The sequence below is a fragment of the Nostoc favosum CHAB5714 genome (assembly GCF_020829495.1).
Lineage (GTDB): Bacteria > Cyanobacteriota > Cyanobacteriia > Cyanobacteriales > Nostocaceae > Nostoc > Nostoc favosum.
Genome location: NZ_JAIVFQ010000101.1, coordinates 1 through 23,084 on the forward strand (window position 1 = coordinate 1; position 23,084 = coordinate 23,084).

Consider the following 23,084-nt stretch of genomic DNA (forward strand, 5'->3'; position numbering starts at 1 on the left):
CCTTTTCGGGCTGGACGTTTTGTACTCATGATGTATCACTAAGAACATCAATCAAGATATTCTTAGATTACATCTTATGGTTTCTTTTTGCTTAAGTTGACACCAATGGGCAAAGACTTGCCCCTACGGGTGTACCTCACGGAAACGAGAAGCGCTATAGCAAGAGCAACTAATCATACACCAGCAGTGTTTTGTTCAGGGACAATAGAAAAAGCCTACATAATACGAACGCAGTTATGACGACTACACTTACCTCTGCTGTTAAACCAAAAGCCGAAGATAGTTTTGCCATTAGCTTTGCACCATTGTCTCTTGAAGAAATCTATGCCAATTCTTACGATCCAGCCAACGGTGCTGTGGTTATGATGAGTGGCGTAGTTCGCAATCAAACTGATGGTAAACCTGTAATTGCTCTAGAATATCAAGCCTACGAACCTATGGCATTGCGGATATTTTATCAAATTGCTGCTGATATTCGCTTATCTACGCCTGATGTGAATCGGGTAGTGATTCATCATCGCACTGGACGTTTGCAAGTTGGAGAAATTAGCGTTTTAGTCGCAGTAGGTTGTCCTCATCGGAGTGAGGCGTTTGAAGCTTGCCAGTATGCTATTGATACCCTCAAACACGAAGCCCCCATTTGGAAGAAAGAACATTGGGAAGATGGTTCTAGCCGATGGGTAAGTATTGGCGCTTGTGAAACATCAGGAGACAATTGTTAAAATTTGTCAGGTTATTGAACACGCTCAATTTATCCAGCAATTAGCTAACCTAACTATGATGTGTGCGACGCTAAGTGCTGGATGACATCAACCAGTACTTTACCGTTTGGGCTTTAAGTTTCCCAAAGCATAGTAAAAAATATGCGAGTTTTTTATTTGTCCAAAATCTAAACCAATTAGTAATCTCTAATTCCCAAACCCTTACTTTACAGAAATATTTAATTTTTATTAAAAATATTTAGGTTTGTAAAAAAACAATTTTTGTTGCATTTGTTTACATAAATTGCATGACTCTATTGAGGTTTGTAAATATTTTGTATTTCTACAATGAATATTCCTTTAGACTGATCTTCAACTGAAAAATGTGGGGATAAACACAAATGCATTCGTTAAATATATTTTGTCACGAATTTGTAGTTGCTGTTTCCTTTGTAGCTTGCATTATTGGACTAGTTTTACTGTGGGACGGCAAGCAGCAAAAAAATGATGTAGAAGAAACAGAGCGGATTTTATTTAGAATGAGCTTTACTTACTGGCTAGTTTACTGTGTAGCCTTTGGTATAGAAAAAATAGTTTTACCCGACTGGGAATCTTTGCTCATGACTTTGAGAATAACTACGGCTCTGTCATATTTCTTAACTTTTTCTTGCATTGTTAGTCTGCCACTACACAAATTTGCAGTACACCGTGTTGAAGAATAGTCATGAGGCATGGGGCATCCCTTCGGCTTACCTCGGCTTCTCTGCGAGACGCTACGCGAACGCTCGGCACAAGTCGCTCAGGGCAAGTGGGAATTGGGAATTGGGCATGATTAAGATTTCATAGCGATCGCTAATGCCGTTTCCAATTCTGACTGCGCCAAAGGGGTTAAAATAAAAACCTCTTGTACCGTCTTTCCCTGCCGTGCAATTACTTTATAGCCGCCGCGAATCGGTACTGAAACGCGCAGTTGCATTTTCGGGCAATGGCCTTTTGCCCGCCCAATCACTCCGGGCGTCACAGTTTGGATGCTATGCTGCTGACAAAGACGTTCTAAAATGGGGATGAGACCATCAAGGTGGGTCGAGTGATTCCAAACCAGTCTGCCAGCTTTTTGCGAAGCTGCTCGGAGGGAATCTACGGTGGGTTTGCCCATGATAATTAAGCTGCTTCTAGAGGTGCCATTGTCAAACCTGCTCGATGCAGCTGCTGGTGATAGAGTTCCGCAGGTTCTTGGGGCCCGACCCAGACGATCGCTTGACCTTCATAGTGTACCTGATTAGTTAGATCCCATGCGCGATCGCCAGTCATCCCTGGAATATATTTCATCAAACATTCACTCACATGTTGGAATGTATTAAAATCATCGTTTAATACAATCACTTTGTAATTCGGATAAGTCTTACGGGTAACTTGATTAGACCGTTCAGGAGCTTTAGTTGGTGCTGTGGCCATCCCGTAAACATCTGCTGAAAGTGTCATAACCATAGAACAATTAAGCAAGATAATTTTACAAAACTACACTACAAACAATTAGTTTAGTCCATTGTCATTGGTCATTTGTCCGTTGTTCGTTGTCCTTAACAAATGACCAATGACCAATGACTAATGACTATCTACCGCCAATTATCCCAGTTTTCGTTAAAAATGGATGTATCGGGGAAGGCTGTGGGGTTGCCATTTTGTTGCAAAAGCCGTTTGAGTGCTTCCAGTTGTGGCTCTTGTTTGGGTAAGTCATCGACTAGTTGGTAGGGTGCGATCGCATTTTTGATGGCAAAACTAGCAACAGTTCCCGCAGCTGCGCCAGACGACCATTCAAAGGAATGGACTCGATAAGCAGCAGCAGCAATATGACTAGTAGCAATGCTTTTGCCTCCTACCAGTAAATTATCAATTTTCTGGGGAATCATTGCCCTCAGAGCAATTTGGAAGGGATAAGCAAGGCCTGCACCACGCCTTTCACCTGGACGTTCTATATTACCAGGGGCTTCTGGGGGACTATTCACCATACAAGGATGGAAATCTATAGCGTAGTGACCAATACCCACAGCATCGGGGAAGATGGTAGAACGAGTCCGTCGCATTGCTTTTTCTGGTGAAACTTTACCTTCAATTACTGATACTGCTTCCAAACCTGCAAGTGCTGCTCGTAGCCTCCGATACATATCTGCTGGTAGAGTCTGGGAGTAATACTGATCATTGTAATCTCGGCGAGAAATATCAATTTCCCAAATACCAAAGCCACCAGGTTGTCCCCAACTGGGGCGTCCAATGATGCGCCGTCCTTCGCGCATATAGGGATATTTCGATAAGCCATGCACTGTCCCCATTGGGGAATTTAACCCGGAAACAAAGCGGTTATTAGTTTGCTGCTGTTTTACACCTTCCCCCAACTGGGAATCTGTAGTCCCAGCTACCAACCAATAATAAAATGAGAGGGCATTTTCTTCAGCATTGCGGAGGGTTTCTGTTCGCAGTCCTCCCATCCAACCACCTGGTTTTAACTGCCCAGTGCCTTGTAACTGTTGGCGACTGTAAACTAAGTTATCCTTAGCTGTTCCGGGGCGGTAGTCGTTACCCCAAGTCCAGTTTTGCATGGAAATATCCCCTGGTGTAGCCGCAGTAAAACTGAGACCGCCGAATTTTACTGGTTTCCCTTTATTTGGACTCCAAATCCGACGATAGGTGAAAACTAAGTCAAAGTTAGCCAGTCGCTTTAATTCATAGCTAAAATATGGTGCGTATTGTAAATAGAATGGGGGCATCGTCTGCGGTTGCGGTTCCTTAGTTGCCTCCATTGCAAAGGTGTAGGTAAAGCCTTGAGGGCAATAAGGATCATTGTTGGCGCTAGACGCAGAAGGTTCTAAGTAAGAACGGGCATCAATACCCAATCGGTAGGGGACATCAGCAAGTGCAATAATTTCTCCAGTTTCGCTCGCGTCTACGACGTACCACTTAGGAGCATCCCCTTTATCTGCCTTGGGGAGGAAACGGACAATAGTTTTGGTAAATCGAGATGAGTTTTCGTAGCTATAAGAATCTTCAATACTTTGAGATAAAGTAAAGGTATTGAGAGGTGGTGCGCCTTTTGGTGGTTGATGTTGAATAGCGATCGCACCATTAATTATTTTGCCATCAGCAGCGATTTCCAAATCCTTAATTACCGTGTTGGGAAACCATTGCAACTTCCCTTTGCCTTGCTTCTCGGCATCTTTGAGCATCTGGGCCAAAATGGCGTGAGCATCGCGGGGAAGAAAGCAGGAGTCACTTACCCAACAGTCACCGGGGTTAAGTTCACCGTATTTGCGCCCAATCCGGTTTCGCAATTCTAGGTAGCCGCGAGAATAAAATTTGAGAGCACGTTGAGTTGGCCGTTCGTCTAACGCAGATGTCCCTTGAGAAGAAATTTGTCCTCCCAGCCAGTCAGTAATTTCCGTGAGACAAACCGTTCGTCCTGCTAGTAAGCCCTCGTAAGCTGTGGCGACACCAGATAGTCCACCACCCACAACTAAAATTTCGCAGTTGACACTTTTATCTGGGGTTCTCGGTACTGTGGCGATCGCACCATCAAATGCAACTAAACTAGATATTAAATTAAGACTAATCAGCGATGTTAAACTAAAAGCTACTTTGTGTCTACCCTTCATGGTTAAAGAAACCCCTTCAACTTCTGTTCCATTTTGTAGACGGTAGCATCTAGCAAATGTTTAACTCAAGCAATTCTTTACAAGGTAATCTACGCAATATAGCGTGGGATTAAAGTTTTTGAAGCGAATAGCACGCTCGAACAGGTGAAAATTTTAAGAAAATAAGTGTGAGTAGCTTGTTGAATTCCTCACTTCACCCAAGTCTTGAATATGAGCAGCATTCAGCTATTCAATTGTCAAAGTCTCGTTTAGCTTAAGCAGCCATTGATAACATGGCTCATCAATTGGGGCAATCTCCCTACGTTGCTGTGCTAAAGATTCTGTGTAAGCTATGAGCCAAGCAGAAGCAAGTTCTTGCTCAGTTGTGGCCTCTTCTGCCGATGTACGAGCAAACTGTAGCTCTACCCATTCTTTAAAAGTAACTATTTCAAGTGATATCCCAAATATTTCTTCAATTTCATTGCATCTAGGCATCAGTTCATCAATTCGTTCAGCTTCAACACTTGTAACGGAACCAGCCTTTCTAACTGCGGGATGTACTTCCAGTTTTTCTGATAACTCCTCAATCTCATCTCGCAAGTATGACTTACCATACTTGGCATCCCAAGCTTCCACAATTTGCCTATCCTCTAAAAGTTCAATATCACCAACATTGCCATGCTTCTTATTGGCTGAACGCATTTGCGAAAGTGGTTTTAGCAACCTGTGGGGAAAAACTTGGTATTCTTGCATAGCTTGCATTAAGCTATGCATAGCTATCTCCATTAAACGAGCCGCATAATCAGATTGATTAATGTGACGCAGTATGAGACTTAATAAAATGCCTTTATTAACAACTGTTGCTCCCAGAAATAATGTCATATTCTCAATAGTTTGTAAAGCTAATCTTCTAAAGTTATCTGCTTGATTGAGTAGTTGCGAAAGAAGATAGCGCAATGCTACTTCAGAAACCACTTCGTCTTTCTCAATTGCCTCAACAAGACTTACCCACTCAGAACGTGCGCCTCTCATATTGGCTTTATATACAGATGAATACGGGTAATTTTCTGCTAAACCGCGTGTCATCATGAAACCATCCGCATTCAATCTCAGTAGTTCATATTTTCGTAACACAGGTGTAATATATTGCTTATCGAGAGAACGCATAGAGATACCATCACACCAAGAAAAGTCTCTTGTAGCCGTACTACCTTTGTGTAACCTAATACTCTGCTCTGGCTCAATTGCCTTAACGCACAACTGTAGAATTGACAAACCTACTAATGCTCTACCAACTTCGCTGGTCACTGACTGTACAAGTCTATCTAAAAGATATTTATGCGTTTGGTTCAAGATCAAAAAATCAATATTCGATGAATAATCTCTGCAAAATAAAATCTGTCTTTCCAAGTAACCTGTAGATAGTTCTACTGCTATTTTCTTGTACCGTATCTTTGCAGCCTGATTCATTCCTCCTTCTTGAAAGTATTGAATTGTTCCATCAGGTAAAACCAACTCACTTCTATTTGTATAGACTCTTAGGTATATCTCATTCATAATCTGTTTATAGACTTTTGCGAAGTTGCAGGCTTTTAGGGTTTAGTGTAGGAAAGGCGTAAGGAATCAAATACTCACCTTTGAGAATTTGTGGGTTTGTGTTGTGATTTCTAACTTCATAACCCATAGCTCGCAGAGACTGAAGATAGGAAAAGACATCTTCTGCTTTCACACCCCATCGGTCTGCAAGCTCTGTAGCTGAAAGTTGAGCAGCAGTACCAATACACCTCGTCACACATTGGATTACACGCCAAAGTGGTTTAACTTTCAACTGAGGATGAAAAGTTATTATTCCACTAATTCGGGCATTGTATTGATAATATCCAGATAACTGAACTAAATCCGCTTTTCCTGTAGCTTCAGTTAACTTTTCTTCAAAAGCTTTCCAAAGAGATGTATATAACTGTGCATCAAGAGCCTTAGCACAAAGCTTAACTGAACATGTTCCCAGAACCCATTCATCATGACCGCAAGACGGATTAATATCTATCACGAATTGATCTTCTTCTTGGCAATTATCATTGATACCTGCTATGAACAGCCAGCATGAATTATTCAAATCGTAGGATATATAAATTTTTACACCTTCAGAAGTTTGTTCTGTTGTCCAAGAAAAATCAGCAGATAAAAATCTGATCATTTTTCCTTTGTCTTCATATTTCAAACGAGGTATAGATAAAATTTTTCCTGATTGACGTAAATCTGCAATTGCAGATTTAGCCTTTTGAGAATAAATTTCTGTTAACTTTCTTTTTCTCTGCCGAAAACCTAGTTTTTTATTTTCAGGTAAGTAACTTATAGGGAAAGGTAATTCAAATTTAATTACTTGTTCTAGAATACTAAGAGCCAATATCCGACCAAGTTGAGGAGGCACTGAATTTCCGATTTGTTCAATAGAAACTTGCCTATTCCCAATAAGTTCATAGTCATCTGGAATAGTCTGTAATCTTTTTAACTCTGCAATCGAGAATCTCCGATTTTCCCAACTGAAGGGCCCGGTATATTGTCCTCCCTGTGCTTTAATTGTTCGTACTGGATTTGTTGGATCTGCTTTATACAAGAAATCTGAAAATTTCGATCTCCAGCTAAATATTGGGTTAGGATAACCCATCTCTTTTGTATAAAAACTATAGTTCAGTCCAGGTGGAATATGTCCGAGTAGATGTCCAAAACGTCCACCTAAACCTATTTCCATTTCTGAAATATCAGCGCCTTCTACAGCTTCTCCTGCTGAATAATAAGAATTTTGATTCAGAGAATCTGGGCCATGAGTAGGATAGGGAAATAAATATTCGCCTTCTTTTAATCCAACAATAAATAAACGTTCTCGATGTTGCGGTACTCCATAATCAGCGGCATCAAGAATCCGAAAATAAATATTGTAGCCAACTTCTCTAAAAGCTTTTTGAATTTCTTGCCAAGCTTTTCCTCCATTGGCACCAGTTATTCCATATACATTTTCAAATAAGAATCCTTTCGGCTTAAGTACATTGAGAATACGAACATATTCTTGAAATAGTGTACCTCTAGCATCAGTTGTTCCAGAGACTCCAGCAGCTCTACGTCCGGCAGCAGAGAAAGTTTGACAAGGGGGGCCTCCAATAATAAAGTCTACTGTCAGATGAGATTCAGGTAAATAATCTCTAATATCAATGCAAACAGCTTCAGAGCCTTCTAGCCATTTCTCTGGTAAAGAATTCTTTTGTAAAGTCTGAACATACTTAGCTTCAAGCTCTACCATTTGAATGATTTCAAAGCCAGCATCATGAAATCCAATGTCTAATCCACCACCACCAGAAAATAAGCTGAGTGTTTTAATGGGGGTATGTCCCTGTTCCATCAGCCATTGGCGGAGAGATTTACCAAAATTGTCAGTCCATGCTGGTTCTTGCCTGACTCTAAGAATGGCTAAAATATCTTGGAACCAAGTTGTATTAATTGGCTCGGAGCTAGACAAATCGAGGAAAAGAGACAACTGTTGCATTGCGTAATCTAAAATATAGCGGCTGGAGGTTGTGTACAATATTCTTTGGTGGCACAAAGTTGCCTAAAGACTAGAATAGTGTATTCCATCCATCTACCCGTGAAAAAATCTTCCCAACTTCAATCCCTATCCGAAAATTTAACCGATTTGTCGTGATTTTATCTCGTTTTCTAAAATTAAAAACTGCTCTTGCTGAAACTAGACAAGAGCAGTTTTTAATAGCAAAGCCCAAAATAAAAATTTAGGCATCTTCAAGTTCAAATTGAGCCACCGTAACGGCGTTAAAAGCGAAAGCCAAAACTAATGGCATCGGTGACTGCAACCAAAAGGTAAAAAGAACAGCTAGGATTGTGCCAATTACTGCGGACATCGACCACAATCGTTCTTCAAAAGTCAATCCCTTCTCGGCTTTAATCACTCTGAGAACGTGAACTGGAATTGGTTCCGGCATTACCCCACCCGGAGGGAAAGCCCAGAAGTTGTTACGTCGCTCTACAAATAAATCTGTCCAGCCATTTTCTTGGCACCATGCCTCAATCCATTGAAGTGAGTAATGATTCATCATCGGGTTTGGGAGTTCGGTTTGTGGAAGTTGTGTACTTGGTGAATGTAAACTCTTGGAGATTCCTGAAGAACTAACTAATCGCTATAAAATTAACGCTAATTATCCAACTTTTAAGCTTTGTTAAGCAGTTGAGACGCATATAATTACGCTCAAACCTTGCTTTCATTAATTAAAAGACTAACAGTTGATAGGGGCTGTTGAATTTAAAAGACAATAAACTTTACTTGAAATATTGAAAATCAAGAATTGTAAATAAGTTCATGAGTATTACTGCTTAAGAAAACTCTTTATATCCTGAAATTCAAATCTAAAAATGAATAATTGTAAACAAATCCACGAGCTTAGGCTCAGTTCAAGGAGAAATAGAATTGCGGGTAAGGGCAAAAGGTAAATTTTTAATTAATTTTCTTTCTCAAGAAAGATGATTTAAATTTCTATACCTCTCTGAGGGTAAATAGAATCAAAGTGAACTAGGAGTAAAATATCTAAATCAATAAAAACTTACTTGATTTAAATCAAATATATGTTGAGTATACTTTGGGGTATTGTTGTTGTACTGATTGCTTTTTGGGCATTAGGACTGGCACTTCATATTGCCGGAAGTTTAATACATGCAGTGTTGCTTTTAGCGATCGCCCTTGCTATCTATAATTTTTTCAAAGCGCGTGATGTGTAAATATAGTGGTTCCCGATTTGGTAAGGTAGGTTTTCAAAGTTACTAACCTTGGCAAAAAAGATTTGAGTGTACCTAAGCTGCTTAGGAAACACTATATTGCCGCTCTCTAGCTACTAAGGATGAGAAGCGATGTCTACCACAGGCTACGCATCCACCCTTTTTGCGTTACAAAATATTAAGCTAGGGAAATATACTTCTCCCAAGTCCAGAGCAAGGCTGCGAGTCTTAATTAGAATCAGCCAATCTTGCTAATATTCAAATGCGGTAATTAAATGCAGCGATTAGACACCAAATTGGCTCTCAATATGTTTTGGCGGCAAGGGTTGGCGTTCCTTCTAGGAATTATTATATGGTGCGTGGCTGATCCCGCACAGGCAGTAGACTGGACTCATCCGCTTTCATTTAGCAATGCAGAGTTGTCAAGACGTGATTTTTCTGGTGACAGCTTGCAAGCTGCCGAGTTTTCTAACGCCAATATGGAACTGGCTAACTTTTCTAACGCTGACTTGCGGGGAGCAGTTATGAGTGCTTCGGTGATGACAAATGCAAATCTCCACGGAGCAGATTTAACGAATGCAATGGTTGATCAGGTAAACTTGACTAAGGCAGATTTGAGCGATGCAGTTTTCAAAGAAGCTCTTTTGCTCCGCGCCATATTTAATGATGTGAATATAGACGGTGCAGATTTTACAGATGCAATTTTGGATAGAGCGCAAATCAAAGAACTGTGCGGTAAAGCCAGTGGTGTGAATTCCAAAACAGGCGTGCAAACTCGTGATTCTCTAGGATGTCAATGAAACGTGTTGGTGTAATTGGTGGCGGACAACTTGCCTGGATGATGGCGGATGCAGCACAGAAGCTAGGAGTAGAATTAGTAATACAAACTCCTAGTGAACACGACCCGGCCGTGTCAATTGCGAAAGAAACTGTTTTCGCTCCAGTTGATGATGCAACTGCTACGGAAATATTAGCTAAAAAATGCGATGTCATCACCTTTGAAAACGAATTTGTTAACTTAGATGCTTTATCTGTTTTAGCACACCAAGGCGTTTGTTTTCGTCCCAGATTAGAAGCTTTAGCTCCTCTTTTAGATAAATATCATCAGCGTTGCTATTTACGCGGCTTGGGCTTACCAGTTCCTCAATTTTTCGCCCTTGACGAGGTGGAAAATCTCAAATCAAAAATAGAATATCTAGGTTTTCCAGCAGTCCTCAAATCCCGCCGCCACGGTTACGATGGTCAAGGTACTTTCATAATTCAGGATTTTGCTACTTTAGAGCAAAAGCTAAGTTATGAAAGCACAATAAAAACTTTAAATCAATCACTTTTCTTGTTAGAAGAATTTGTCCCTTTTGAAAGAGAACTAGCAATAATTGCAGCTCGTTCTGTAGAGGGAGAAATTGTAACTTATCCAGTGGTAGAAACCCAACAAGAACAACAAGTGTGTCGGCGGGTAATTGCGCCTGCTGAAATTACGCCTAATCAAGTAGCAGAAATCCAAGCGATCGCACATACTTTATTAAATAGCCTAGAAGTCGTAGGCATTTTTGGAATTGAGCTATTTCTGGGTACTAATGGCAAAATCCTGGTAAATGAAATTGCACCCCGTACCCACAATTCTGGGCATTTTTCTATTGACGCCTGTGAAACTTCGCAGTTTGAGCAGCACCTGAGAGCCGTTTGTGGTTTACCTTTAGGAAATCCGGCTTTGCAGTGCGCTGGCGCTGTGATGGTGAACCTACTAGGGTATGAAAATTCTCATAGCGACTACCAAAGCCAGCGTCAACAAATAGCAGAAATTCCCCAGGCGCACGTTCACTGGTATGGGAAGACAGAATCACGTCCTGGGCGGAAGTTGGGACATGTTACCGTTTTGCTGGATAATCAGAATCGAGAGCAAGCGATCGCCATCGCCCACAGTATAGAATCTATCTGGTATCCCAGGTAAATTTTCAGAAACTTTTGATGTTGAACACACAACATCTTTTGAAAAGCTATAATGAGTTAAGTTCCACTACGACGTTGGTGACTGCCATCAAGTTTTTTGATCTATGCCTTTAAAGACAAGGGAGTCAACAGTTCTCGTGGCAGTAGACCGGGCATGTACCCGGAAACTTTAAACGAGGAATTTAGGTTCCCACCTGGTTAAACCAGGTCATAAACTTAGGTAAAACGGCGTCGCGGTGAACTTAAAATTATTAGCTCCTAAAGTCAGTTAGAACTTGGGAGCTTTAATTATTTAAATCAGTATTCCTTATAGGACAAATAAGAAATTGCAAACTAAAAATCTGAAACAACGCAGATTCAGCATTTTGGCTGTATTAATCAAACAAATTTAATTAGAAATTAGTAATACTTGGAGATAAAAACAAAATCTGTATAACTTGATTCTAAATTAGGTATCGTTCAGAGTTAAGATGACAAAATTATCTGAAATTGTGGTTAAAGCTACAGAAAATTGTCACAGCAACTAACTAATACAGTATTTCCTGCCTCGGTCTTCCGACTAGACAGTGGTTTAACTTTTATTCATCAAGAAATTCCCACTACTCCTGTAGTTGTGGCGGATGTTTGGGTTCGTGCTGGAGCAAGCCTAGAACCAAAACCGTGGTTTGGCATAGCGCACTTTTTAGAACACATGATTTTTAAAGGTACGGCGACGCTACCCCCTGGAATGTTCGATTCTAAAGTTGAAAATCGGGGAGGCGTGAGTAATGCGGCGACAAGCTATGATTATGCTCATTATTCACTCACCACGGCTGCCCCTTATTTAAAAGATACTCTGCCCTACTTGGGAGAGCTACTGCTCAATGCGGCAATTCCAGAAGATGAATTTAGCCGCGAACGGGACGTGGTGCTAGAGGAAATTCGCTCTTGTCAGGACGATTCCGACTGGATAGGATTCCAAGCGCTGATTCAAAGCATCTATCCGCATCACCCTTACGGACGTTCGGTGTTGGGTACTGAGCAAGAACTGATGCAGCAATCGCCAGAAGCAATGCGCTGTTTTCACCGCACTCACTATCAGCCGGAAAACATGACGGTGGTAATTGCCGGGGGTATAGCCCAGCAACCAGCTTGGGAAATGGTAAATAGTTCATTTGCTGATTTTGCCGAACGCTCTAATTGTCCGCAGTTTAAGAAAGTGACAAAGCCAGTAATAACAGGTATTCATCGTCAAGAACTGTATTTACCACGCATAGAACAAGCGCGATTATTGATGGCGTGGCTGGTTCCTGGAGTAGAAGAAATCCGCGCTGGCTATGGTTTAGATTTATTGTCAGTGTTATTGGCAGAAGGGCGGACTTCGCGTTTAGTGCGTGATTTACGAGAAGATTTGCAATTGGTACAGGGGATTTACAGTAGTTTTTCTCTACAACGGGAATCGAGTTTATTTACAATTACTGCCTGGTTGGAACCAGAAAATTTGGAGGAAGTTGAGTCCTTAATTTGCGCTCATTTGGATGATTTGCAGACTACAGGAATTAGTGAACAGGAACTTGCTCGTACACGCAGGCTGCTATGTAATGAGTATGCGTTTTCTACCGAAACGCCAAATCAACTTACAGGGCTTTACGGGTATTACAATACCATCGCCCAAGCTGAATTAGCTGTGACATATCCTCAGCAGATTCAGTCTTTTGATGCCAAAGAACTGCAAAAATTAGCTAAACAGTATCTCTCGCCGGAGAATTATGCGGTTACTGTACTTAAACCGTGTTAGTCATTAGTTATTAGTCATTAGTCATTAGTCATTAGTCATTAGCAAAAGACAAATGACCAATGACAAAGGACAAAGGACAAAGGACAAATGACAAAGGACAAATTACAAATGACAACCTTGCTGCAAAAATCGCCTATCCATCGCACCGTATTGAATAATGGCATTGTCGTACTGGTGGCAGAAAATCCTGCTGCGGATATTATTGCGGCGCGAATTTTTGTGCGCGCTGGTAGTTGTAACGAAAACCGGGAGCAAGCAGGGTTGGCGCATTTGCTATCAGCAGTGATGACAAAGGGATGCGATGGTCTTTCTAGTTTGGAAATTGCAGAAAAAGTCGAGTCTGTAGGAGCGAGTTTGAGTGCAGATGCTGGCACTGATTATTTTTTGCTATCTTTCAAAACGGTAACATCCGATTTTGGGGAAATTTTAACATTGGCAGGGCGGATTTTGCGATCGCCTACTTTTCCCGAAACTCAAGTGGAACTAGAACGGCGTTTAGCACTCCAGGATATTCGTTCCCAAAAAGAGCAACCGTTCAATGTTGCCTTTGAACAAATGCGGCAAGTAATGTACCAAAATCATCCATACTCTATGTCAGTGCTGGGAGATGAAACCACTATGAGCCGCTTAACTCGTGCGGATTTAGTGGAGTATCACCAAACTTATTTCCGTCCAGATAATGTAGTAATTAGTATTGCTGGTAGAGTCACAGCCACAGATGCAGCAGCGTCGGTAGAAGAAGTGTTTGCTGATTGGCAAGCGCCAGCCCAAGCACCACCAATACTGAATCTACCTGAGATTAAGGTGGAACCGCAGGTAAGAGTTAAGCCAGTACAGACACAACAATCAATCGTGATGCTTGGGTATTTGGGAACCTCAGTGAGTTCTGTTGACTACCCCGCCCTGAAGTTGCTGTGTACCTACTTGGGAAATGGGCTTTCTAGTCGCTTGTTTGTCGAATTGCGGGAAAAACGCGGTTTAGCTTACGAAGTATCCGCCTTTTACTCCACAAGGCTATTTCCAGCGTCATTTGTGGTTTACATGGGTACAGCACCAGAAAATACTAGCATAGCCCTAGAAGGATTGCGTACAGAAGTAGATTTATTGTCTACCACCGAAGTATCCGAAAGCGCACTCCAAGCTGCTAAAAACAAGATACTGGGACAGTACGCCTTGGGTAAACAAACGAACGGGCAAATTGCTCAGATATACGGTTGGTATGAAATTTTGGGCTTAGGAATTGATTTTGACACAAAGTTTCAAGAATTAATTGCGGCTGTGAGTGCCCAGGATGCCATCGCTTCAGCTTGTAAGTATTTAAAAGAGCCTTACTTGTCTTTAGTTGGTCAAGAAGAAGCAATTAATCGAGCGATCGCATAACTGAGAATGTATAATCGTAAAATGCAGCAGCTGTTTTTTAGACCAAGCGGCTGTACCATTAGCATGAGAATATTCTGGGAGTGAATTCCATGCAAAGCAGCCTGACAGCAAGTATTTTGAGTTACTTAAAATTACTAGACCCAACTGGAAATCGCTGTAGGATGGAAAAACGGCCAAAGGGTTGGTGGCCAAAGAAGTCTAAATCTTTATTAGCCATTGAAATACTCTTGTTCTCCACTACGCCTCTGCTTATTGCCTCAACAGCTGTAGTATCAATAGCAGCGCCACAAAAAATTGCCCAAGTAAATCCTGGAAATAGCATCAACCGCCCTATCCTCAAAGTTGGTAGCCAAGGCGAACGTGTATCTGAACTTCAGGCAGCTCTAAAACTTTTGGGTTTTTATTCTGGTGCCGTAGATGGTACATATAGTCAGAATACAGCCAGTGCCGTTGCCCGGTTTAAACAAGCTGCTGGTTTGAATCCAGATGGCATTGTTGATGCCAGCACTTGGCAACGACTTTTCCCTAATCAACCAGTAGCAGCATCAACCGTTCCCTCATCCCAGCCAAGATTTAACTCAGCTACGAATTTTCCTGTTCCAACCCAGGCTAGCAATGTCACCAACGTTATAAATTCCAATCCTCCAAGACAAGCTGTAACACAAGTTCCGACTAGCCCCGAACCAAGACCTACTACCCCAAAAAAAGCCGTAAGACAAGTTGCGACTAGCCCTGAGCCAAGACCTGCTACCCCAAAAAAAACTACAACTTCAAGCACACAGAAAACGCCGAATCGTACTACATCAACTACTCGAACTCAGTCAACTACACGGACTCGGCAAACTACTCGAACTCAGCCAAACACAACTACTAAGCGAACCCCTGGTATTCAATACACCTCAGAAGGATTGCCAATTTTGCGTATAGGATTACGTGGTTCTGAAGTTGTCAAGTTGCAACAACAACTGAAAAAGCTTGGTTTCTTGAGAGGCAATGCCGATGGAGACTTTGGCGAGACAACCGAAGCAGCTGTGAAAGCTGCACAAAAGCGCTATGGTTTAGAAGCTGACGGTGTAGTTGGTGGCTCTACCTGGGAGGCTCTTTTGCGGCGTTAGGCATACTATGAGCATAGCCAGCGTCTCCTTTGTGTGTAACCAAAGGCGCGGGCAAAATGCTCCGAAGTTCTGATAACTTATTTCTTGGAAATCCCAAGGTACAGAGGTTTTTCAACTTCGATAAACCTCTGTAGGGGTTTTGCGGTTCACACCATTTTTTATGAATTTAGGACTTCCGCACTGTACAAATGCATCGTGATGTGCATTAACGATGCTCGCGGAAGTTTTCAGCCTTTTCTTAATTATCCTGCGATCGTAAATAGACCATGCTGTAGGGGCACAGCATTGCTGTGCCCTTACGAAAGATGTGGGTTTTAAGCTTATCCATATTTGGTATTTCTTGTCAATGCGTAAGTCCTAGAATTTAATCAGGTACATCCTGCAATACGATAAAGATACACCGATTAAAAGTATCTCTCTATGCCAGCACTGAAAAATTACATTGCTTTTGGGCTGACAAAAAATGATGACAACTTTAAGAGTCAAGCACAACGACACCTGATAGTGTTACAGATCACATCTGTAAATAGTGAAATTAATTAAACTTACTGCTAATTCCTCTAAAAAAACTTATGCAACACTTTTTATTAACTTGGCTCGGTACTGCGGTGGCGTTATTTATGACTGCTAATATCGTTCCGGGATTCTTTATCAAGAATTTTGTGACTGCCTTGATAGCTGCCCTTGTTATTGGTCTGGTTAATGCATTTGTTAGACCAATTTTACAGATTTTGACCTTTCCAATTACCTTGCTCACCTTTGGTTTATTTACATTGGTAATCAACGCTTTAACCCTTTGGTTAGCAAGTGCTTTAACTCCTGGTTCTGGTTTTGAGATTCGGGGCTTTTTACCTGCTTTGTTAGGTTCAATTGTGCTAGCTATTGTTTCTAGCATAATTAACTATTTTTTGAGAGTTGTTGACTAGAAAAATTAGTAAATTACGCAATGTGCGACTATTCTTAAAACCCCTCTCCAAACCTCTCCCCGAAACGGAGAGAGGCTTTGATTCTTGCTCCCCTTCACTGGTAGGGAAGGGGCTGGGGGTTAGGTTTGAGAGAAACTTGCACACGGCGTTAAATTGTAATACTCATATTTGAGGCTTGGGCAACAGCTAGCGTTACCGCTCCTGGTTGCCCTTCTAGCTGGAAAATCTGTTTAGAAATTAGGAATCTCACTCCCAATGCTTCTATGCTGGTAAAAGGGGAAGCAGTCAACAATGGGGTTTGAGTAGCCGCAAGAATAGCAGCTGCTTCTGCTACGCTAGGTGTACCTACTTTGTGGTCGGTAATTTTGGCAGGGTTGGGGACACAGACAGAGCGAAGGATTTGGGCAGAAAAGGTTTTTAGGGGCAAATTGCGTAGGTTACAAAGTTCTATTAAACCAACTTCCGAAGCTTTAGTGTCAATGGTAGCAATACCTGCGATCGCACTTTGAAAAAGTTGATTTTCTCGAAATATTTGCTCAATTGCCCCATCAATCAACTGCCATGAGGTTCCCCGTTTACAACCGATTCCTACCCATAAAACCTGTTGCACTTGGTGTATTTCCTTATTCAATTCGTCAGGATTTGGTTTACTCCAACAGCCAACCAAATAAATCTCCTACTGTCAGCCTCAACTCACTTGCAAAATCTGGCACAGGTAGTAAAGCTTCTAATTCATCCAACATGACTGGCTGTTGATTACGGATGTACACGAATACCGTTTGTTCTTCTGGATCAATCAGCCAACCCATTTGTGTTTCATAATTCAGGCAATGCAGAATATTTTTTGTAACTTTCGTTTGTCTTTGGTCAGGTGATAGAATCTCGATAGTCCAATCCGGAGCTGCTGAAAATAAATTTGCTACCCTGCCATTTTCTTTGCGAGGTATTCTCTCCCAAGTAAATACCGCTACATCGGGGATAATTGATCTGCCACCAAAAGTACACCGCAGCTCTGGATATGCTCGTGCAACTCTTTGGGATTTCAATATAGCATTAATAAAAATAATCAGTTCACCTTGAATAGTGCTATGTTCTCCCTGTCCCATTGGCTTTTGAATAATTTGACCATTGATGTATTCACTGGCGGGCTTTGTTTCTGGTAGCTTCAGAAACTCTGCCAAAGTTATGCTTTTTGATGGTGTCTGTACCATTTGCGATCGCCTCCAAGTCCAGCAATTCTAATTAAAAAACCGCAAAGTACACAAAGAAAAAATCAGCTTAACTCTTACTCTGCGTACCTACCCTGCGGGAAGGCGAAGCGCCTATGCGTTACCTCAGCGTTCCTACCCTACGGGAAGGCGAAGCGCCTATGCGTTAAAAAAATATTACATCCTTTCCAATACCTGAATTCCCAACAAAGATAATCCCAACTTCAAAGTTCTAGCAGTCAAATCACACAGAATCAAGCGTGATGTTCGTTGCGGTTCCTCCGCCTCCAAAACCTGAACTCCCTGATTACGGTCATAAAACTGATTAAACTTTTTACTCAGTTCATACAAATACTCACATAAACGATTGGGTAGCAAGTCTTGCTCTACACTACTAATAACTTCATCCAGTTGAAGTAAATATTTTGCCAGAGCTAATTCTGTTTCATGCTCTAACAAAACAGCATTGTTTCCCAACTCCTTAAAGTTAATATCACCCTTGCGGCTAATTCCCTGAATCCGCGCATAAGCGTACAGCATATAGGGCGCAGTATTACCTTTAAAATCCAGCATTTTGTCGTAGCTAAAAATGTAGTTACTGGTGCGGTTTTGGCTTAAGTCTGCATATTTAACTGCACTGATCCCAACTACCCTAGCAACTTCATTAATAAATTCTTCAGTTTCTTGGCGTTCTTCTTCTTGTAATCTAGTTTTTAAGTCAGCATAGGCACGAGAAACAGCTTCATCTAATAAATCTCGCAACCGCACAGTATCCCCAGAACGAGTTTTGAATTTCTTCCCATCTTCTCCTAACACCAATCCAAAGGGCACATGCACTAATTCCACATCATCGGGAATCCATCTAGCTTTGCGTGCTACTTGGAAAAATTGGGCAAAGTGGTTTCCTTGTCCAGCATCTGTTACATAAATTATCCGCTTTGCTTGATCTTGCTGAATCCGGTAGCGGAGGGATGCTAAATCTGTTGTGGCGTAGTTATAGCCGCCATCTGATTTTTGCACAATTAAGGGCAAAGGTTCACCTTCTCTATTTGTAAACCCTTCCAGAAAAACGCATTTTGCGCCCTGGTTTTCTACGAGTAATCCAGATTTCTCTAAATCTTCCACAACGCCAGATAGTAAAGGGTTATAAAAAGATTCCCCGCGTTCAATTACCTGGACATCCAACAAGTCATAAATTATTTGAAACTCTTGCCGTGATTGTTCACACAGCAGTTTCCAAGCATGAAGTGTATCCTCTGCACCTGCTTGTAATCTGACAACTTCTTGCCGTGCTGTTTCTTGAAAAGCTGCATCTGTATCAAACCGCAGTTTAGCTTTGCGGTAAAAAGAGACTAAATCACCAATATCTAAAGCATTAGCCGTGGTAAGCGCGTCTGGGTAAACTTCCCGCAGATAGGCAATTAACATGCCAAACTGCGTACCCCAATCACCTACATGATTTAATCGCAAAACATCGTGTCCTTGAAATTCTAAAATCCGGGCGATGGAATCACCAATAATCGTAGAACGCAAGTGTCCAACGTGCATTTCTTTAGCAATATTCGGACTAGAAAAGTCCACAATTTCCCGCTTAGGCGTTTTCGCGGCTGGAACTCCCAATCGAGGATCAGCTTGTATCTCATTCAGTTGTGCTTCCAGGTATGCCGTTTTCAGTTTCAGATTGATAAATCCTGGCCCAGCGATTTCTGGCGGTTCGCAGATTTCCGATACATCTAGTTTCAGGGCGATCGCACCTGCGATCGCTCTTGGTTGCAATCCTAACTTTTTACTCAGGGATAAAGCCACATTCGCCTGATAATCACCAAATTTAGGATTACTAGCAGAAACCAAAATTGGATCTACTCCAGCAAAGTCAGCGCCAAAAGCCGCAACTATTGCCTGCTCAAGCTGAATTTTTAGTTTTTCTTGTGTAGCGTTCATATATAAATTTTATCTGGGAGAGAGAGAATGTAGCTCTGGAAAAGCTTGATTATTAACTTTAGCATTTCATTTTGAGCCACTCGATTCATGAGAAATATTTTTGCCCATCTACTTAGCAATGCTGAAACCCATGATAAAATCTGACTTCACGTTATGTGGAATCCACCAAAAACCTAACCCCCTAACCCCCAACCCGTGGCGGGAAGGGGGAAAAAGCTCAATTGGAGGAAGAGTAATGCGTTATACAGTTGTGATTGAAAAGGGAGAAACTAGCTACGGTGCTTATGTCCTTGATTTACCAGGTTGTGTAGCTGTGGGTGAAACTTTAGAAGAAGTTAAGCAGATGATTACAGAAGCGATTGAATTTCATCTAGAAGGAATGCTAGAAGATGGTTTACCTATTCCTAAACCTACAAGCATCGCTCATGAGGTTGAAGTTGCAAACTACATCAAAATATAATTATAAGACCTCTTGCAAAGGTCTATCCCCTTTTCCACATCCCGTCAAAAGCAGGGCTATTTCATTCTCATCTAGCCCGCCTCAGAATAAATTCTGAGGCTAATAGCAAAAGTCGTCTAAAGACGACTAAGAAAGGCTTTTAGTCCACTTTAGTGGACTTAAGCTAAAAGCCTGTGAACTTTAGTTCTGGGCGGTTTATGTTTAGAACGAAATAGCCCTGGTCAAAAGTCAGGTTGAGCGTACGCATTTGCTTGTTAAGCGTACGCATTTGCTTGTTAAGCGTACGCATTTGCTTGTTGAGCGTACGCATTTGCTTGTTGAGCGACAGCATTTGCTTGTTGAGCGACAGCATTTGCTTGTTGAGCGACAGCATTTGCTTGTTGAGCGACAGCATTTGCTTGTTGAGCGACAGGATTTGATTGTTGAGCGACAGGATTTGATTGTTGAGCGACAGGATTTGATTGTTGAGCGACAGGATTTGATTGTTGAGCGACAGGATTTGATTGTTGAGCGATCGCATTTGTTTGTTGAGCGATCGCATTTGCTTGTTTGGAAGTAGGTACGGTACTCTCTCTTTTTTCCAACGTCATCAATCCTACCCAACTCTAACCTACTTGTCCCACACATCTAGGACTTTTGCAAGAGGTCTATAGTAAATCACTAAATTAGTAGTAAACAATCCTCCTATAGCGGTTCTCAATTGCATGGAAGTTTGTATCTTGATAGAACTAAAGGTAGTCATCGACAGTTCAAGCATCCTGATAAACCAGGTTTAGTTACAGTTCCAGGTAAATTGTCTGACGACTTAGCCCCTGGTACTCTCAGTAGTATTTGGAGGCAAGCACAGTTATAAGGAGAACGGCAATGCATTACGTAGTGGTGATTGAAAAGGCGGATAGTAATTACTCTGCTTATGTCCCTGATTTACCAGGTTGTGTAACTACAGGTGCAACCTTAGAAGAAGTCAAGCAGATGATTGCAGAAGCTATTGAATTTCATCTAGAAGGAATGCTAGAAGATGGTTTACCTATTCCTAAACCTACAAGCATCGCTCATGAGGTTGAAGTTGCAAACTACAGCAAAATATAATTGTAGGAAACCACTAAATTAGCTCTAAACAATCCTTCTAGAATATTGAAGTCTATGTGATAATGCGATCGCACCGCACTTTTAGCTTACAATTTCACACCGGATACACAGCAGCTATTTGGTGTTAATGGTGGTGCTACAGATTTTAAATAACAAACAGCATTAGTACCTTGTACTCCTGGTCGAACATAGGTATAAGCACTACACCTGCTATCATTAATACAAGACTCCTGGCAAACTGAAGCGGATGGTGAAGTCGTCACAAAAGATGTGTAATCGCTACCTGCTCTATCTCTACCAAATTCAGCAGTTACGGCATAACGTGGAATAGTGGTTGAGAGTGGAGCCACTTGAGCTGTGGCAGGTTGAGCCAATGGTATCAAGTTTACAGCCGTACTAAAACCTAAAATTAGCAAAAGTACCAACCCAAAAAATATAATATTTTTTGGGAAAACAAAATTTTTCTTTGCATATTGCCAAGCTGCGACCATTTTGAATTTCATAAATCTCTCCTGGCTACACAGTATTATTAATAGCTGTATACTCTACAGTTATTTGCTACCAAATACCAAAATTGTTAATAATTTTACATAATTCATTCACTGTGTGACTTGCAGCTACACAGTGAATGAGCTAAGTACAGCATTTCCTTAATTCGTAGCGAATTAAATTTGGCAATACCCTGCAATGGCAATGAATGCGTCGGCCGCTTTGTTAATGCGCCAGCGGCCTTGTTAATGCATCGGCGGCCTTGTTAATGCGTCGGCCGCTTTGTTAATGCGTCGGCGGCCTTGTTAATGCATCGGCGGCCTTGTTAATGCGTCGGCGGCCTTGTTAATGCGTCGGCGGCCTTGTTAATGCGTCGGCGGCCTTGTTAATGCGTCGGCTTGCATTGTTAATGCGTCGGCGGCCTTGTTAATGCGTCGGCTTGCATTGTTAATGCATCTCAATGCAATGCCAATGCGTTCCCCTGCATTGAAAACGCTACGCTTTTACGCAAAACTGTACTAAGGCAGAGGGGATGAAAGAATCGAATTGTATTGAAGCTTCTCTGCTTCCGCCCAATCAAGGCACAACTGACGGAAACGATCGCCCCGCACCTCAAAATTCGGGTACTGGTCGAAACTCGCGCAAGCCGGAGATAGCAATACTACACGCGCTTGATACTCCTTAGCTAATTCTGCTGCTCTAGGAACTGCCCTTTCCATAGTTTCCACAATTTCGTAAGAATAATACCCCACCTCTTGGAGGCGTTGGGCAAATGTGGGTGCAGCAGAGCCAATCAATAACACAGCAGCAGCTTTGGCTTGAATTTGTGCTAGCCAGCCAGTATCATCACCTGCTTTTGCTTCTCCACCAGCAATTAAAATCGCTGGACTGTTAACGGATGCTAAACCAACTTCGGCAGCATCGTAGTTAGTGGCTTTGCTGTCGTTAATGAAATCAATACCTTCCCAAGTGCAGATATGCTCCAAACGATGAGCAACGCCAGGAAATTCAACAATAGCACGTGCGATCGCATCACGATTAATTCCCGCTAACCGTGCCGTTGCTACTGCCATCAAGAGATTTTGTTGGTTATGTTCTCCCACCATCCGCAAACTAGATACTTTCACAATCGGTTCTGGTGCAGAGGTTGCAGTCAATTTTTCCACAACCCAGTCGTCCTCGATGTAAAAGCCTTTTTCGCTAATCAGGAAATCTTTTCCTCTGACACTTGTCCAATAGGCATCAGGCCAAGCACTTAAACCTTGTTGCCTCAAGTAGGCATCATCGCCATTGAACACTTGCAACTCGGACTGACGCAACAGCTTGGCTTTGATATTGTAATAGTTCTCTAAAGTCTTATGGCGACTAAGATGATCCGGTGTGAAAGTCGTCCAAACACCGATACGTGGAGCAAGAGAACTCGAAGATTCTATTTGATAGCTGCTAATTTCCGCAATCACCCAATCGAGTGAGGGGGATGAGGGGGATGAGGGGGATGAGGGGGATGAGGGGGATGAGGGGGATGAGGGGAATGAGGGGGATGAGGAAGATGAGGGGGATGAGGGGGATGAGGAAGAATTTACTTCCCTATCTCCCCCTGCTCCCCCTGCTCCCTCATCTCCCCCTGCTCCCTCATCCCCCCC

24 protein-coding genes and 1 other RNA gene are annotated in these 23,084 nt (G+C 42.0%); 13 read left to right on the forward strand and 12 right to left on the reverse strand.

Features of this window, described 5'->3' with window-relative positions; translation table 11 throughout:
* Positions 1-236 precede the first annotated feature (236 nt).
* Together LC586_RS33355 and LC586_RS33360 are read left to right on the forward strand one after the other, a co-directional pair.
* The gene (locus LC586_RS33355; RefSeq protein ID WP_229489756.1) at positions 237-722 is read left to right on the forward strand and encodes a molybdenum cofactor biosynthesis protein MoaE; all 486 of its coding nucleotides are present in this window, start codon (positions 237-239) and stop codon (positions 720-722) included.
* Between the two features lie 380 nt (positions 723-1,102).
* A complete protein-coding gene (locus tag LC586_RS33360; RefSeq protein ID WP_229489758.1) occupies positions 1,103-1,423 on the forward strand; it encodes a hypothetical protein in 321 nt (106 codons plus the stop codon).
* 110 nt (positions 1,424-1,533) lie between these two features.
* Here the strand turns inward: LC586_RS33360 and LC586_RS33365 are convergent, their stop codons facing one another.
* The 6 genes from LC586_RS33365 to LC586_RS33390 all read right to left on the reverse strand — a co-directional run bounded on the left by LC586_RS33365 (position 1,534) and on the right by LC586_RS33390 (position 8,433).
* Entirely contained in the window at positions 1,534-1,857 is a 324-nt protein-coding gene (locus LC586_RS33365) for a DUF2103 domain-containing protein (protein WP_229489760.1), read from the reverse strand.
* Positions 1,858-1,862: 5 nt separating this feature from the next.
* Positions 1,863-2,189, reverse strand: coding sequence for an ATP-dependent Clp protease adapter ClpS (clpS, locus tag LC586_RS33370; protein WP_306423312.1), 327 nt, complete (start codon positions 2,187-2,189; stop codon positions 1,863-1,865).
* Between the two features lie 128 nt (positions 2,190-2,317).
* On the reverse strand, positions 2,318-4,348 hold the full coding sequence (locus tag LC586_RS33375; protein WP_229489761.1) for an FAD-dependent oxidoreductase: 2,031 nt from the start codon (positions 4,346-4,348) through the stop codon (positions 2,318-2,320).
* Between the two features lie 225 nt (positions 4,349-4,573).
* On the reverse strand, positions 4,574-5,884 hold the full coding sequence (locus tag LC586_RS33380) for a hypothetical protein (RefSeq protein WP_229489762.1): 1,311 nt from the start codon (positions 5,882-5,884) through the stop codon (positions 4,574-4,576).
* 7 nt (positions 5,885-5,891) lie between these two features.
* Positions 5,892-7,724 carry a DNA cytosine methyltransferase gene (locus LC586_RS33385; protein WP_229489763.1) on the reverse strand — a complete coding sequence of 611 codons (1,833 nt, stop codon included), beginning with the start codon at positions 7,722-7,724 and terminating at the stop codon, positions 5,892-5,894.
* Between the two features lie 385 nt (positions 7,725-8,109).
* The gene (locus LC586_RS33390) at positions 8,110-8,433 is read right to left on the reverse strand and encodes a slr1957 family protein (protein WP_229462178.1); all 324 of its coding nucleotides are present in this window, start codon (positions 8,431-8,433) and stop codon (positions 8,110-8,112) included.
* 523 nt (positions 8,434-8,956) lie between these two features.
* Between LC586_RS33390 and LC586_RS33395 the strand changes: the two genes are divergently transcribed.
* The 8 genes from LC586_RS33395 to LC586_RS33430 all read left to right on the forward strand — a co-directional run bounded on the left by LC586_RS33395 (position 8,957) and on the right by LC586_RS33430 (position 16,254).
* Positions 8,957-9,109 (forward strand): lmo0937 family membrane protein, encoded by a 153-nt coding sequence (locus tag LC586_RS33395; RefSeq protein WP_229476220.1) that lies wholly within the window; start codon positions 8,957-8,959, stop codon positions 9,107-9,109.
* 305 nt (positions 9,110-9,414) lie between these two features.
* Positions 9,415-9,906: a pentapeptide repeat-containing protein gene (locus LC586_RS33400; protein WP_229489776.1), complete on the forward strand. Its 492-nt coding sequence runs from the start codon at positions 9,415-9,417 to the stop codon at positions 9,904-9,906.
* Entirely contained in the window at positions 9,903-11,057 is a 1,155-nt protein-coding gene (locus tag LC586_RS33405; protein WP_229489777.1) for a 5-(carboxyamino)imidazole ribonucleotide synthase, read from the forward strand. Before LC586_RS33400 ends, LC586_RS33405 begins: the two co-directional genes overlap by 4 nt.
* Positions 11,058-11,117: 60 nt before the next feature.
* Positions 11,118-11,300: non-coding RNA, 6S RNA (gene ssrS / locus LC586_RS33410), on the forward strand.
* Between the two features lie 267 nt (positions 11,301-11,567).
* Positions 11,568-12,833, forward strand: coding sequence for a M16 family metallopeptidase (locus tag LC586_RS33415; RefSeq protein ID WP_229489764.1), 1,266 nt, complete (start codon positions 11,568-11,570; stop codon positions 12,831-12,833).
* Positions 12,834-12,941: 108 nt separating this feature from the next.
* Entirely contained in the window at positions 12,942-14,213 is a 1,272-nt protein-coding gene (locus LC586_RS33420; protein ID WP_229489778.1) for a M16 family metallopeptidase, read from the forward strand.
* Between the two features lie 89 nt (positions 14,214-14,302).
* Complete coding sequence (locus LC586_RS33425; RefSeq protein ID WP_229489765.1) at positions 14,303-15,328, forward strand: peptidoglycan-binding domain-containing protein; 1,026 nt, start codon at positions 14,303-14,305, stop codon at positions 15,326-15,328.
* Between the two features lie 572 nt (positions 15,329-15,900).
* A complete protein-coding gene (locus LC586_RS33430; RefSeq protein ID WP_229489766.1) occupies positions 15,901-16,254 on the forward strand; it encodes a phage holin family protein in 354 nt (117 codons plus the stop codon).
* 148 nt (positions 16,255-16,402) lie between these two features.
* Here LC586_RS33430 and LC586_RS33435 read toward each other — a convergent pair whose 3' ends face one another.
* From LC586_RS33435 to argS, 3 genes are all read right to left on the reverse strand, one after another.
* A complete protein-coding gene (locus tag LC586_RS33435; protein ID WP_229489767.1) occupies positions 16,403-16,864 on the reverse strand; it encodes a cobalamin biosynthesis protein in 462 nt (153 codons plus the stop codon).
* A 37-nt stretch (positions 16,865-16,901) separates the two neighbouring features.
* Positions 16,902-17,465: a Uma2 family endonuclease gene (locus LC586_RS33440; protein ID WP_229489768.1), complete on the reverse strand. Its 564-nt coding sequence runs from the start codon at positions 17,463-17,465 to the stop codon at positions 16,902-16,904.
* Positions 17,466-17,639: 174 nt separating this feature from the next.
* Positions 17,640-19,403, reverse strand: a complete 1,764-nt coding sequence (gene argS, locus LC586_RS33445) for an arginine--tRNA ligase (RefSeq protein WP_229489770.1) — start codon at positions 19,401-19,403, stop codon at positions 17,640-17,642.
* Positions 19,404-19,638: 235 nt separating this feature from the next.
* On the opposite strand from argS, the gene LC586_RS33450 reads away from it, so the two are divergent.
* Complete coding sequence (locus LC586_RS33450; protein WP_229489771.1) at positions 19,639-19,863, forward strand: type II toxin-antitoxin system HicB family antitoxin; 225 nt, start codon at positions 19,639-19,641, stop codon at positions 19,861-19,863.
* A gap of 275 nt (positions 19,864-20,138) precedes the next feature.
* Here LC586_RS33450 and LC586_RS33455 read toward each other — a convergent pair whose 3' ends face one another.
* Entirely contained in the window at positions 20,139-20,453 is a 315-nt protein-coding gene (locus tag LC586_RS33455) for a hypothetical protein (RefSeq protein WP_229489772.1), read from the reverse strand.
* Positions 20,454-20,563: 110 nt separating this feature from the next.
* On the opposite strand from LC586_RS33455, the gene LC586_RS33460 reads away from it, so the two are divergent.
* Both LC586_RS33460 and LC586_RS33465 read left to right on the forward strand, forming a co-directional pair.
* Entirely contained in the window at positions 20,564-20,716 is a 153-nt protein-coding gene (locus tag LC586_RS33460) for a type II toxin-antitoxin system HicA family toxin (protein ID WP_229457632.1), read from the forward strand.
* A gap of 11 nt (positions 20,717-20,727) precedes the next feature.
* Positions 20,728-20,952 (forward strand): type II toxin-antitoxin system HicB family antitoxin, encoded by a 225-nt coding sequence (locus tag LC586_RS33465; protein ID WP_229489773.1) that lies wholly within the window; start codon positions 20,728-20,730, stop codon positions 20,950-20,952.
* An 86-nt stretch (positions 20,953-21,038) separates the two neighbouring features.
* Here LC586_RS33465 and LC586_RS33470 read toward each other — a convergent pair whose 3' ends face one another.
* The gene (locus LC586_RS33470) at positions 21,039-21,455 is read right to left on the reverse strand and encodes a PAN domain-containing protein (RefSeq protein WP_229489774.1); all 417 of its coding nucleotides are present in this window, start codon (positions 21,453-21,455) and stop codon (positions 21,039-21,041) included.
* Between the two features lie 504 nt (positions 21,456-21,959).
* Positions 21,960-23,084, reverse strand: a 1,125-nt coding sequence (gene murD / locus LC586_RS33475; RefSeq protein WP_229489775.1) for a UDP-N-acetylmuramoyl-L-alanine--D-glutamate ligase, incomplete at its 5' end; no start/stop codon positions are given.